12 protein-coding genes are annotated in these 13,605 nt (G+C 39.3%); 9 read left to right on the top strand and 3 right to left on the bottom strand.

Translation table 11 applies throughout. From position 1 onward, the window contains the following. Window positions 1-129: 129 nt before the first annotated feature. Window positions 130-1,146 (bottom strand): nucleoid-associated protein YejK, encoded by a 1,017-nt coding sequence (gene yejK / locus J8Z25_RS07870; RefSeq protein ID WP_178926897.1) that lies wholly within the window; start codon window positions 1,144-1,146, stop codon window positions 130-132. Window positions 1,147-1,209: 63 nt separating this feature from the next. Here yejK and J8Z25_RS07865 point away from each other — a divergent pair, with 63 nt between their 5' ends. The 8 genes from J8Z25_RS07865 (at window position 1,210) to J8Z25_RS07830 (ending at window position 8,610) form a co-directional block, all read left to right on the top strand. Next, window positions 1,210-1,422 (top strand): YejL family protein, encoded by a 213-nt coding sequence (locus tag J8Z25_RS07865; RefSeq protein WP_036967930.1) that lies wholly within the window; start codon window positions 1,210-1,212, stop codon window positions 1,420-1,422. A 5-nt stretch (window positions 1,423-1,427) separates the two neighbouring features. Then, a complete protein-coding gene (locus J8Z25_RS07860; protein ID WP_178926896.1) occupies window positions 1,428-2,921 on the top strand; it encodes a DUF3413 domain-containing protein in 1,494 nt (497 codons plus the stop codon). 75 nt (window positions 2,922-2,996) lie between these two features. Continuing rightward, window positions 2,997-3,476: a DUF4124 domain-containing protein gene (locus tag J8Z25_RS07855; protein WP_178926895.1), complete on the top strand. Its 480-nt coding sequence runs from the start codon at window positions 2,997-2,999 to the stop codon at window positions 3,474-3,476. Window positions 3,477-3,735: 259 nt separating this feature from the next. Next, the gene (gene aceK, locus J8Z25_RS07850; protein ID WP_130051626.1) at window positions 3,736-5,460 is read left to right on the top strand and encodes a bifunctional isocitrate dehydrogenase kinase/phosphatase; all 1,725 of its coding nucleotides are present in this window, start codon (window positions 3,736-3,738) and stop codon (window positions 5,458-5,460) included. Window positions 5,461-5,476: 16 nt separating this feature from the next. Further along, the gene (locus tag J8Z25_RS07845) at window positions 5,477-6,415 is read left to right on the top strand and encodes a LysR family transcriptional regulator (RefSeq protein ID WP_130051627.1); all 939 of its coding nucleotides are present in this window, start codon (window positions 5,477-5,479) and stop codon (window positions 6,413-6,415) included. 186 nt (window positions 6,416-6,601) lie between these two features. After that, window positions 6,602-7,045 carry a ferritin-like domain-containing protein gene (locus tag J8Z25_RS07840; RefSeq protein ID WP_054554697.1) on the top strand — a complete coding sequence of 148 codons (444 nt, stop codon included), beginning with the start codon at window positions 6,602-6,604 and terminating at the stop codon, window positions 7,043-7,045. Window positions 7,046-7,402: 357 nt separating this feature from the next. Then, window positions 7,403-8,161 (top strand): YncE family protein, encoded by a 759-nt coding sequence (locus tag J8Z25_RS07835; protein WP_250661943.1) that lies wholly within the window; start codon window positions 7,403-7,405, stop codon window positions 8,159-8,161. Beyond that, window positions 8,155-8,610 carry a beta-propeller fold lactonase family protein gene (locus tag J8Z25_RS07830; RefSeq protein ID WP_250661942.1) on the top strand — a complete coding sequence of 152 codons (456 nt, stop codon included), beginning with the start codon at window positions 8,155-8,157 and terminating at the stop codon, window positions 8,608-8,610. The genes J8Z25_RS07835 and J8Z25_RS07830 overlap by 7 nt, the downstream gene beginning before the upstream one ends. Window positions 8,611-8,854: 244 nt before the next feature. Here the strand turns inward: J8Z25_RS07830 and J8Z25_RS07825 are convergent, their stop codons facing one another. After that, window positions 8,855-9,832 (bottom strand): catalase family peroxidase, encoded by a 978-nt coding sequence (locus J8Z25_RS07825; RefSeq protein WP_178926889.1) that lies wholly within the window; start codon window positions 9,830-9,832, stop codon window positions 8,855-8,857. A gap of 289 nt (window positions 9,833-10,121) precedes the next feature. Here J8Z25_RS07825 and J8Z25_RS07820 point away from each other — a divergent pair, with 289 nt between their 5' ends. Further along, window positions 10,122-10,520, top strand: a complete 399-nt coding sequence (locus J8Z25_RS07820; RefSeq protein ID WP_178926888.1) for an ExbD/TolR family protein — start codon at window positions 10,122-10,124, stop codon at window positions 10,518-10,520. A 59-nt stretch (window positions 10,521-10,579) separates the two neighbouring features. On the opposite strand, the gene J8Z25_RS07815 is transcribed toward J8Z25_RS07820, so the two are convergent. Next, a complete protein-coding gene (locus J8Z25_RS07815; protein ID WP_434784481.1) occupies window positions 10,580-13,486 on the bottom strand; it encodes a TonB-dependent receptor plug domain-containing protein in 2,907 nt (968 codons plus the stop codon). Window positions 13,487-13,605: the final 119 nt, after the last annotated feature.

The following is a 13,605-nucleotide window of genomic DNA, read 5'->3' as shown; positions in this document are numbered from 1 at the left end:
GCTATATATCAATAACAAAGTTATTGAAAATCAAACCTAACTTATCTAATGTTTTTGTTCATAAATAAAAAGCCCAGCTAGTGCTGGGCTAAAAAGTGTTATCTATCTTCATATTAAAGTTGAGTCAAATTAACTCTCTTCCTGCTCCATAAAACGCTGTAGCTGGTCTTTAAGGTTAGGTGGAATACCTTTGATCACAAGTGTATCCGTAGCCTCGTTGTACATTACACGCTCACCTAAGTGTTTACGTTCAAAGCTCACGCTGACACCACCGCCCATGCCTGAGAACTTCACCATACTAGTGACTGTTTTCTTATCAACAGGGAAAGACTCTTCTAAGTCGTAACTTTGCTCTTGGCAAAAGCTATCAAATGGACTGTCTTCATTTTTCGATAAGGTTGCAGAAAGTTCTTTAACGTTGGCATCTTCACCTGTTGTCACGCAATCATTACAGTAATCAAATACTTGCTTGCGTAGCTCGTCTTTCTCTGACTTTTCGTATTGTTGCTCAGATAAGTAATCTTCTACAGCATTTAACATGACTTGGCTTTGCTGTTTAGGATCAATGCCTTCTTCGCAGCCTAAAAAGTCTAAAAAGAAGTCAGCAACTTTACGACCCGCACGCCCTTTAATAAACGACACATAGCGGTTATCCTCTGGTTGTGTATCCCACGCAGTTAAATCTACACGTGCAGCTAGTTGCATACGCGAAATATCTAAGTGGCGTGATGATGCTAGATCAAGCTCAGAAGTAATTGAATAATGCTCTTTAATATTGATCATCGCAATTAACAAGAAGTCACTTGCCACATATTGATAATGGCAAAAAACTAAATAACCCGTTTCGTTAAAAGCATACTTATTTAACTCTTCTTTAAGCACATTCGTTGCTTGCTCTGTCATGTGCCAAAAGCCTAGTTCATTGTTACGGTAACTTTGCATTGCTGAAGCAACAATGCTGTTTTTCTCGCCGCTGAATGCACAGTAGCCTTTACCTGGCTTACCATTATATGCATGGTGTAGCTGCTCAATAAAAACGGCTACTTTATCGTTAACAACCATCTCATCATTGCGTAAATGAATATCTGTATCGTCATCTTTTTTGTCTACATAATGAACGACTAATTTTTTAACATCTATTGTCATCTTTGTTTTTCACGCCTCTGGTGTTAAAATACGGGAATATAACTCTTTTTATCGAACCAACTGATGCCTATCATATCAAAATATTCTAATGAGCAAGTAGAACAAATCGTTGATCAGCTGATTGATGTACTAACAGAGCACAAAGCGCCTGTTGATTTAAGCCTTATGTGTTTAGGAAATTCTATCACGCATATTTTAAAAGAGCATGTACCATCAGAGAAAAGACAAGCTGTTGCCGACAACTTTGCCAAAGCATTAGCACAGTCGGTTAAATAAGATTTATGAATTTATCGCAACAAAGTCAGTTTTCTTCAAAAGTAAGTCAGCTTTTAAGTTGGGGCCATTGGTTCACTTTTGCTAACATAGGTTTAGTGCTATTTATTAGCTTAAGCTACTTAGTCGCAGACAGTGCACCAACCACTTTTATAGGCTATGTTTACATGCTCGTGACTTGGTTAAGTCACACGAGCTTTATTACTTTTATTGCCTTTGTTTTAACGATATTTCCATTAAGCTTAGTGTTTCCATACCCTCGGCATATTAGAGGGATGGCAGCAATTATCGCAACACTTGGGGCATCATTCTTAACGCTTGATGCCTATGTGTATTTCAACTTGGGTTATCACCTCAATACTTCTGCCCTACCAGAGATAGTTTCTTTATTGTGGCACCGTTTAACAAGCTCACCCGCATTAACAACGATTCTTGCAGGCGGTATTGTTCTGCTAATTTTAGCGTTTCAATTATTAGTCAGTAACTATACTTGGCACCATTTGGCGCGTTTAAAGCAATATAAATTCCCGCGCTATGCAACCAGCACTATCTTAGTGTGCTTTGCATTAAGCCACAGTATTCATATTTGGGCTGACGCTAACTTAAAATTTGATATTACTAAGCAAGATAATGTATTGCCATTGTCATACCCAACAACAGCAAAAAGCTTATTAGCAAAAAATGATTTACTTGATATCGAAAGCTATAAAGAAGCTCACGATGTTAGGCTAGACCCACATAATATTAATTACTTAGCACCGGCCCCACTTGCCGAGTGTAAGGCTGATTCGAGTGCTACTATCGATATTTTAGTATTTGAAAACAATACTGAACTTGAGAAATATGTTGCCACTGAGCCGGCACTGCGTAAAACCGATTTGTTCTTACAGCCTGTTGAAGCCGAAGATACTTTATTTAGTTTAGTGTATGGCCTACCAGCATTTTACAAAGCACCTATTCTAGACAAGCAGCAACTACCTGTGTGGCTTACTGATAATCGCTCAATTCAAATTAATGGTTTTGAACAATTCGAATTTATTAATAACGACGATCAAAACCCTGCGGTACGTTTAGTACGTGCAGATGCTGCAACACAAACTCGCGAATCTGCCAATGCCGTATTTGCTTTTAGCCTTGCTAAAGAAAGCAATGGCATTGTCACAGCCTCACGTCTATACAGCTCAGATAAAAAAGTTGTACAAACCGATGGGCTTATTCAACCAAGCGATATTATCGCCACCAGCGTTGGTCACTACCTTGGCTGCAAAACATTAGCTAAACAAACCATGTTAGGTAGTAACCTATATAAACGTCATGATGACACTGGCGTAAACTACTCGCAAAATGTATTTATCGCATTTAAAAAAGACCGAATCACCCTGATTGATTCTGATGGTAATTTTAAAAATATTTCAGCAGCACAAGGCTTTGCAATTGAACAAGGATTAGATATTCCATTCTTAGTGCAAAGTATTAAAAAACTGAAGCGATATACGCCTTAGAACTTATTGATAAATCAATAATATGAACTAGCTTTAGATATTAGACACCTTATTTGATTAGGAGACACGGATGTCATGAAAGCCATAATCATTTACCTTATATCAATAGCCCTACTGTGTTTTTCATACAACTCAATGGCTGCCACCACTGAATACTATAAATGTGTTACAGACAGAGGCACAATATTTAGTGAATTTCCCTGCGGTAGCCGCGCAATAAAACATAAGATCCAAGTAACCGACCCAGACTTACAAGCTCCGAAAAACTTTGTTAAAGAGCTTAATGAGCTCGAACGCCTGCAAATTATCAGGAATATTGAGGCTGAAATTCGCAGTTATAAGTACCGTTTAGATATTTTAAGCCGCAACCGAGATAGAGCTCAGTATCAACAAGAACAACGCCTAAATCGTATTTTGTCTGATAAAGAAGCTAAGCAGATTAGTAAAGACATCAAAAAGCAACTGAAAGCAATTAACAAGCAATATGGGCGTGACGTGAAAAGTGTTAATAAAAAACTCGCAAAACTTGAGAAAAAACTAGCTCGCTATAATTAAATACACTTTACTATTGGGTTTAAAGAATAAATAACATATTCTTAACACCTATAGAGTTATTGCTCTATGTTGGTATAAGACCAACACGCTTAATTAAGTGAACTATTTTGATGCAATAAAACCTTGTTGATAACAAGGCAAAAATGTCGTTATTTAGTTGTTCTAAATTAGAGATTTTTAACGCAGTTAGCGACAACTTTAATCCTTCAAAATGATTAAGTATTATTGCGGGTTAGTATGATTGTTAGAAGGAGTTTATATGCAGCCACAACACATTGCAGAGTTAATTTTATCTGGGTTTCGCAATCACTATAAACTCTTTCAAGCGATCACTGCCAAAGCGCCACTCGCGTTTGCAAACCGCGATTGGCAAAAAATAAATGAGATAAGCAAACTCAGAATTAGCCATTACGATGATCGGGTTAACGAAACCATTGCTAAGCTCAAATCGCTTAATGAACAGCAAATTATTACCTTAAACCAAACCTGCTGGCTTGAAACTAAACAACTCTATCAACAATTTTTGCGCTTCCACCCTCAAGCAGAACTCGCCGAAACCTTTTACAACTCGGTGTTTTGCCGCTTATTTCATCGCCGTTATTTTAATAATGACTTTATCTTTGTTAAAGCAACTTTAGCGGATGCTCCAGCATTACCGATGGAAGTAGAGTACCGAAGTTACCACCCTGTTGTTGATGGCCTAAGACCCACGATACGCAAAATTATTAATCAGTTTGATTTTAAAGCGCCCTTTGTCGATTTAGAACGCGATATCCGCTTGCTGGTAAAGGCCTTTTATAAGCAAGCACCCGACACACATCACCAAGCATGGCAAATGCGCTTTGATATACTGCAAGCCCCGTTTTACCGAAACAAAGCTGCTTATATTGTTGGCCGTGTGGTATCAGAAAGTGGCGTACAGCCATTTATTATTGCGGTGTTGCATCATGAAGACAAAGGTCTATACCTCGATGCCCTACTTACCAAATCATCGCAAATGAGGGTTATTTTTGGTTTTGCGCGTGCTTATTTTATGGTTGAAACCCATGCGCCATCTGCGTTAGTACGCTTTTTAAATCAGCTTATGCCGAACAAAACTCTGGCAGAGCTTTACAATGCAATAGGTTTTCATAAACAAGGTAAGACTGAGTTTTACCGAGAGTTTTTAAGTCATTTAGAGCATTCAAACGATCAGCTCGTTATTGCCCCTGGTACACCCGGAATGGTGATGATGGTATTTACCCTGCCTTCGTTTGGTTATGTATTTAAAGTCATTAAAGACACCTTTGGTGAAAGCAAGCCCTTTGGCCGCGATACCGTACTAAAACGCTACCAATTAGTAAAAAGCCATGACCGTGTTGGCCGCATGGCCGACACCATAGAGTATTCGAACGTCGTATTTCCACTGGCTCGATTTGATAGTAAATTACTTGAAGAGTTACATAAAACCATTGGTTCTTCGATGATAATTGAAGGCGAATGGTTAATCATCAAGCATTTGTATATTGAAAGACGGATGACACCGTTAAACCTGTATCTTGAAAATGCCAGTGAACAACAAGCGTTTGAAGCAATAGAAGAATATGGTCAAGCTTTAAAAGAAATGATCGCCGTAAATATTTTCCCAGGCGACATGCTGTTGAAAAACTTTGGGGTGAGTAAACATAATCGCATTATTTTTTACGACTATGATGAAGTTCAGTACCTAACAGACATGAACTTTCGCGCCTTACCAAAAGCAAAGTCGTACGATGATTACTTAACCAATGAGCAAAGCTACTCTGTGGCACCACAAGATGTGTTTCCAGAGCAATTATGTACCTTTGTTACGGCAAACCCGGTGTATAAGCAATATTTATTAAGTACACACCCTGAGCTTGAAGATCCAGCCTATTGGCGACAAGCACAATACAATTATAAGCAAGGTGTAGTTAGCCACATTTATCCATACCCTGCTGCACAACGATTTATCCATTATTGGTAAACACCAAGGACACACAATGAATATAAGTAAAATAGATTTAAACTTACTTGTTTACCTAGATACCTTACTAAGAGAGTGTAATGTAACTAAAGCTGCTAATCAGCTGAGCATTACCCAACCTGCCATGAGTAATGGCCTAAAAAGACTCCGTAATTTATTTAACGACCCTATTTTAGTGCGTACCAGTGAAGGTATGGTACCAACTGAGCGTGCAAAAGAATTACAGCCGGTGATCCGCGGCATTTTAATGACTCTTGAAGAAACACTTGCACCAAACCGCGAATTTGAAGCATCACAAAGTAAGCGTGTTTTTCGTATCATGGCCAGTGACTATGCAGCAAGTACCCTAGCACCACGCTTATTGAGTAAATTACACGAAGAAGCGCCCGATACCACACTCGATATTTTGACTCCAAGTGATGTAACCTTCCACGATGTTGAAAACGGTAAAGTAGATATGGCTATCAACCGTTTCGAAAACTTACCGCAATCGTTTCACTATAAACAAATTTGGAAAGACAGCTTTTGTTGCTTAGTAAAAGCAGATAACCCAATTATCAAAGACTTCAGCCTCGACAGCTATTTAAAAGCCCGTCATATCTGGGTAAGTAAAACAGGCTTTGGTGTAGGTGTTGGGATGGACCCTAAAGATGTGCAAAAGCTAGGTTGGGTAGATGAAGCGCTCGCTCACTTTGGTAAGCATCGAAATATTGCCACCTTTACTCGTAACTACCACGTTGCCATTCACTTAGCGAAAGAACAAAACTTAGTAGCAACTTTACCATCTAAAGCGGCAAATATTTATTTAGACGATCCGGGCCTTACAATTCTAGAGCCGCCATTCCCTATTCCACCATTTGAGCTAGATATGATTTGGAGCCCGCTGCTACACCGCGATGCAAGCCATATTTGGTTACGCCAAAAAGTTGCAGAAGTAGCCGACGAGCTTAAGTAAGATTTTACCACTGAATTTGTAATTATTGCTGATAAGCAACGTGTTAGCTTAACTTATCAGCAATCCCCCTCCTGTAAAAAACCTACAACCACCTGAAATACAATAACTTTATATTTAAGTGATGAACTGGAATATGCTTTGCAAGTATCTAATTACATTGTTTTTAATATTCAAAAAGAGGTCATTATGAATACTCATCAAGGACAAGACGTTCATCATATTGCAGATATCATTCAAGTTATGAATAGCGGTATCGATTTTTATGAAAAAGCACAGGAAAAAGTAACCGACCCAAGCATTATTGCCTTATTTCAACGCATGATAGATGCGCGTAAAGTAAGTGTTGAGCGCTTACAACCTTATGCCATTAACGAAAATGGCGAGCGTGAAAATGGCTCTGACTTTGCTGTAGAAGCACGTAAAGCCTATACATCTTTAATAACTAAACTTGGTGCAGACAAAAACGCCACGTACGTTAGCGAGCTTGAAGAAGTTGAAGATAAAACACTAGCTGAAATCAAACACGCGCTTAAAAAACCACAACCACATGACTGTGAAGCCGCATTATCAAAAACCCTGCTGACAATTCAAAGTTGTCATGCTGAAATGAGTAAAATGAAAAAGCATTAAATTGTGAGAGTGCAAAGCCCAGTTAAGCTGGGCTTTTATCTGTTTAGATATAGATAAGCGGTGTGTATCTCACCTGAGAGTTTAGCTGATAGGTTTAAACATCTATTGAGAGACAGCAACAGCTTAATTCACCATCCGAAGTGCGAGCTTTTCCTAAGTTCCGCTAAGTTCCAATTTCTGACCATCAAGCTTGACTCGTTAATGCCCCAAAATAATTCAGAGCAATAGATCTTGTTTACTTCGATCCTCCTAATTCTCCCAATCAAAAGTCATCCGAAGTAATTTGGGTAGCAGCATTTTCTGACATTATAAGGCATCATGCAATCTAACTTATGTTTCTATGAGAGTGTCGAGTTAATGTTTAACAATAAAAAGCTGATTTTATTTTTCATATTTATTCTGCTAATTGACTTCAATGTTGCTGCTAATAGCACGTTAGAAAGTCTTCAGCTCACCCAAATACTAAAGGATGATTATGACGGTGTTGATGGCTTAGGTAATCCTAGAAGCGTAAAAATTCTTATGGATAATTCTAAGGTTTTTGTGTCTAGCGGAGATGATAATGCTTTTGCCATTTTCAATGTCGACAATAATTTTAACCTAGCTTTAAGTCAAATATTTAAAAATTCCTCAACCAACATAAATGGACTAGAGGGGGCTTCAGGTGTTGCCTATTTGGAGCAAGGTGATCAGGTAGTTGTAACAGGCTTTTATGATGGAGCTTTAACCCAATTTTCTAAAAATAAAAACAGTTATCGATTTAATAAAACTATTAGTGACGGTCTTCATTATGAGCGAATATTTAAGAGTGATGTGTCCGTTGGTAAATTAGATACTCTGGGACTGCTTGGCGCTTGGGATGTAATTAAGACACACAACGAAAAGCAACTCTTAGTTGCAAGCTATATGAGCAATGCTGTAGCGATTTTTGATATTACATCCGATGGTCGGATTCTTTTTAATAGAGCAATAAAAGACGCGAGACCACTTGAAAATAGCTTAGGTAAACCAGTTAGTTTAGCCTTGTCTTCATTGAATGATGAATTATATGTGCTGGGTTTTGATAACCATCAATTAACTATCTTTGATCGAAAAGACGGGGGGAGTTATTGGTAAAACAAGTAATAAAAAATGGCGTCGCTGGCGTGGAACAATTTGTTAATCCTCAAAAGATCGTCGTTTCACCTGAAGGGAAGTATTTATATGTCGCCTGTTCAGGTAGCAACGCGATTGTTGTTTTTCAAAAGAAAGAAACTGGACAATATGCTTTTGTGCAGGCAGTCAATAATTCTGACGTTGGTGGTTCAGGCCTAGAAGGCGCCAGTAGTTTAGCAATATTGGCTGACGGCTCGAAAATTTATGCTGCTGGAGAGGCGGGACACGGCTTGTATTTGTTTAGTGCGGGCGTTGATGGGCGACTTAGCTTTAAGAGTAAACTGTTAAGTGTTCATGATAACGAATTAATGAAAATATCATCGATTACTCTTACTAGTGATAATCAACATCTGTTGGTGGCTACTGGTAAAGGTAATTCATTATTTGTCTTTAAAATAAAAAAACTATAGGCATCACGGAACAAGAACAGTTGGTTAGGTTTCGCTTAAGTGTGCGTTACAGGGCGTCAGCTCTTATAAGGTAAGAACTGTTGATGCTTAGGTAACCGAACGACTCTTGCTGGTATAGAACCGCCCACGACTCTAACTCATAACTGTCCAAAAACGAGTTTACCCGACAGTCTGCTATTGACTCATACACACCTGTCAGGTTTATTAATTCCTTTTAATCAAACCTGACACATACACTTAAGACTTATTGACCCGTCAAACGCTTTGCAAATGAAATCGCATAAGCTGTTGAGCGTAATTTAAGTACTTTGTCATCACTTGGCATAAAGCCTTTAGACAAAAGATTTGGGTCATAATTAGTGAGGTCACAACCTGATTCACCTGTGGATTCTATGGTGAGCTTTCCTAAATTAATTGTTTTGCGATCAGCGGGCCAACGAACCGAAGGATCCGTTAACGCATCACCGGGCTCGGCTAGTTCAGCTTGAAAACGATAATGAACCTTGCCTTTCGCTAAATCCTCTTCAAGTCGCTTAGCCAGAAATGATTTTGGTAAGGTTTTCATTTGCTCTTCTGTTAGCACCTGTTCTGGCTCTTCTGGCACCATAGTCCATCTAAAGGCATGCTTAGCGCCCTTTTCATCAACCATGTAAAAGGTATGCACACCAAAATACCGCGAAGACACATACGACGCTGGCGGGTTATGGCTTTGTAGCCAATTAAACTGCCCTAACGTACTCGGGTTTTGCTCTCTGTATGCTTTCACTTTCGCAAAATCGATTTTCCCTGTTTTCTCGTCAGGTAATAAGGTACTTAGCAAACCAAAAAATGCTTCTGGGCTATTACCTGCAAATACAGGCGTAGTTAGCCCTGCAATATTGTGCACATCACCATTTTCTAGTACAAACTGCACCCCCATTCCTCGCGGCGAGCGTGATGTTTCATCAGCATGAGGGTTACCACCGCCCATAGAAAAACGAATATTCGCTTTTGACGGTGCGTTAAATAAAGGGCTGATTGAATACTGTTTTGCTGCTTGATTAGGTGTAAATGTGCCGACAGCGCACACACCTTTGGCGTGACCTTTCCTAATACCAGGCTGCTTACCTGAAAGCTTCTCAAATAAATTAATAAAATCTTGCCCGTTTACGGGTTGCTCAGCAAAACTTGCTGTTGGTAATACAAGGCACATAGCACAAACTAAAGACTTAATTTTTAGCATTTATCCATCCTTTAAACTTAGTTCCAACACAGATGACCTGACTAACTTCATAATGATTTCATCAAAGTTAATAAAGATTTTTACCTACATAAACGTTACAAACATTTAATAAACTTAGAATATTTATTTAACTACAGTATTTTTAAAAGCTGCTAACTTTAAATTTAGGATCCTAAAAACTGCTGTGGCGCCCAGCATTTTAAAAATAATCCGTGTTCTTAGCACGACTATGGCTAATCCACTTAATTGTAAATTTTGTGGCTTGGTCAAAAACAACAAGGACCTAATTATGGTGAAACAACATAAAAAAACCACTGAAAACTCTGATGTAGATATGACCCCTATGCTTGATATTGTGTTTATCTTGCTAATATTTTTTATCGTAACAACCTCGTTTGTTAAAGAGCGCGCTATCGAAGTCAATCGCCCTTTAGCAAAACCAAGTCTTGATAATCCCAAAAAACAAGCGCAATTTACTATCACTGAAAACGACAGTATTTATTTTGCAAATAGACTTATAACACCAGAGCAAATAATAGCTAACCTTGCGTTATTTGCCGCTCAGTTTGAAATGACGAATGTACAAGTAACAGCAAGTGAGCAAAGTAGCCACAAAACCTTGGTTACTTTGCTTGATAAAATAAAACAATATCAAGATGTTCCTATATCGATAAGCACATCTTTATAACTAAAAAAGGGCCTAACGGCCCTTTGCAAAGTTAAATAATAAAGGAATCTAAAGGGAGTTTAGAACTTGTACTCTGCACCTACGTAGTAGTACGCACCGTTAAAACCAAATGGTGCAGAACGACGTGAATAAGTGAAGACACCCGGACTTGAAACAATGGTGTTGCCACTTGCATCAACAATTGTACCCGAACGTGAATTACCAATAGTGTTCTTATCTGGGTAAACATCAAATAAGTTATTTGCACCAATGTTAAATGACAGGTTTTCGTTAAAGAAGTAGTTAACTTTTACATCAGTTAAGATTTCAGCACCGTATGTTTGACGACCACCATCTTCAACTGTGTATTCGCCATAGCGATTTAGAGATAGGTTTACAGTCCAATCTTCTAAACGGTAAAGCGCACTTAAGTTAATGCGGTCTTCTGGTTGCCATTCTTCGATAATTGACGTTTCTTGTGCAGAAAATACATCTTCTACCGGAATAGTCTCAAGACCACTGCCTGATGGCGTAAATAAATCAACCACATCTGTTTTAGTGAAGTTAGCAGCAAAGGTGAAATCTAGCGTGCCGCCAAGGCCTTCTGTGTTCCATGTGGCAACTAAATCAACACCTTCGGTTTCAGTGTCTGCACCATTTAAGAAGAACTGACCCGCACCTGCGCCTGAACTTACAAGTGCAGCATCAAGCGTATCTGATAAGCCTTTACCTAAACGGTTGGAAATAACGATACGGTCGTCGATATCAATCGAGTAGTAGTCAATGGTTAAATTGATATTGTCAGTTACGTTATACACAATACCTAAACTACGGTTTTGTGACTTCTCTTCTTTTAGCTTAGGAATACCAATTGATTGCGCTAAGGTACTATCGTTTCTGAATGTACCTACTTGCTCAGCCACTAAGCTGCCATCATCACCTACAACAAACTGTGTACTTACGTTATTAAAGTAAAGCTGTTGCATAGAAGGCGCTCTAAAACCTGTGCTTAGTGCACCACGTAACGACACATCTTCAGTCACAGACCAGTTACCCGCTAACTTAAAGTTTACGGTATCACCAAAGCCTTTGTAGTTATCGTAACGTACCGCACCTGAGATAATCACATCATCAATAACATAGGTTTCTGCATCCATATAGAATGAGATCACATCGCGTGACTCATCAACAGATGATGCCGGATCTGAACCACCAAAACCTTGCGTACCACTTGCAGCATCAACACTACCTACCCCACCATTTAAACCTGAGTAGATGCTCATACCATCAACAGTGTCGTAATCACGGTATGCGTATTCGCTACCTTCAAGAATACGGAACTCATCAGTACGAAGCTCTGCACCCAGTGCTAATGAGAAATTATCGTAGTCTTTGGTGTAATCAAGGTTAAGTGTTTGAAGTGATAATTCAAGGCCATATGCATATGCTGAACGCGGAATAGTGGCACGAATTTCTGCCGCGCTTAAACCTTGGTTATAACGAAGGTAGTTAGCGTATGAGCCATTGATAGTGTCACTTGTTGTGTAATCAATGCTGTTTTCGCCATAGGTGTACGATAAATCAATGCTTGAATCATTATCGAACGACTTTTTAAAGCCAACATTGTAAGACACGTCATCAATAACGGTATTAATTTTCGGTAAGAATCCCATAGGAATGGTTGCATCACCATCTTGTAATACAGGGTTACCATTGGCATTTGCGTTGTGACGGAAAAACGCAGCTGATTCATTTTCACGATTTGAATAGGTGATAAAACCATATAACTCACCACCAGCAAGTTCATAGCCAGTGTTGATAGTTAAAGCAAATTGCTGTGAATCTGCATCACCAATTCTAAACGTATCACGAGGTGCGGTTAACTCACGCGGGTCGCCTGCTAATAGCGTCCCGTCATCAAGTTCAGTACAGCCGTAAAATTGACATGAGCCATGAAGACCTGCACGGTTTGTTGGCGCACGATCACGGTAGTTAATTGTGGTATTTAAATACCCATCATCACCTAGTGCAAAACCTTTATTGAAATCAACATTTACTGTTTCACCATCACCTTCTGAATACTCACCGTAGTTGATGGCCGCTTTACCGCCCTCTTCAGCGTCTTTTAATACGATATTAATAACACCTGCAATGGCATCTGAACCATATTGCGCAGCAGCACCATCACGTAATACTTCAATGCGTTTAATAGAAGCCGCAGGGATAGCATTCATGTCAGTCCCTGCCGTACCACGACCCACAGAGGTATTAATGTGAATAAGGCTTGCTTGGTGGCGGCGCTTGCCATTGATAAGAACTAAGGTTTGATCGGGCCCTAAACCGCGTAATGTTGCAGGGCGAAGTGCATCAGTACCATCACTGATAGACGAGCTTGAAAAGTTAAAAGACGGTGCAATAGCCTGAAGCATACGGCCTACTTCTGTTTGGCCTGTATTCTCTAGTGCTTCGGCACTTAAAATATCAACCGGAACCGGTAAATCTTCAACCGAGCGTCCTGCTACACGGCTACCGACAACGGCAATTTTTTCGATGTTTTTTTCTGCTGATTGATCTTCTGCTAACGCTTGCGTATTGGCGGCAAGCAGTAATGGCACGACTGCAGCGCTGACCCCTGATACTTTGATCATGTTATTATCTATCCTATCTACTTGTTTGAGTTTTATACTCAGCAAGCCTTGATGATCAACAACCGCATCGAGCTCAGTGCCTTCGAGCATCGCATTGAGTGCATCAAGTTTGGTGTAAAAACCAAACACAGATTGCGCTTGATATTGCTTCGCTAGTTCGAAAGAAAAAATGACTGTTTGATCTGTTTGCTTTGCAAATTCGATTAACGCCAAATCAGCTCGTTGCGCTTTGATGTCAAATTGCAGCATTTGTTTTTCAGCCGCTATTGCTACTTGGCCTGTAGTGAGGCCATAAATAACAAAAGAGGCAGGTAACAACCGCAATTGCTTACTGCGCAATTTAAACAAACAAGTGAGGAAGAAAAATCCGCTATGTAAATTTAACTTTTTTTTAATTAATTTTTTGTGACGAGAAGGTGGCGCATAATTAACATCATTATAATTGCGTATTCTCATAG

The sequence above is a fragment of the Pseudoalteromonas sp. SCSIO 43101 genome, from assembly GCF_023650775.1.
Taxonomy (GTDB): Bacteria; Pseudomonadota; Gammaproteobacteria; order Enterobacterales; family Alteromonadaceae; genus Pseudoalteromonas; species Pseudoalteromonas apostichopi.
Note: the sequence above shows the minus strand (reverse complement) of the source record. Positions and strands in the feature narration are given on the sequence as shown.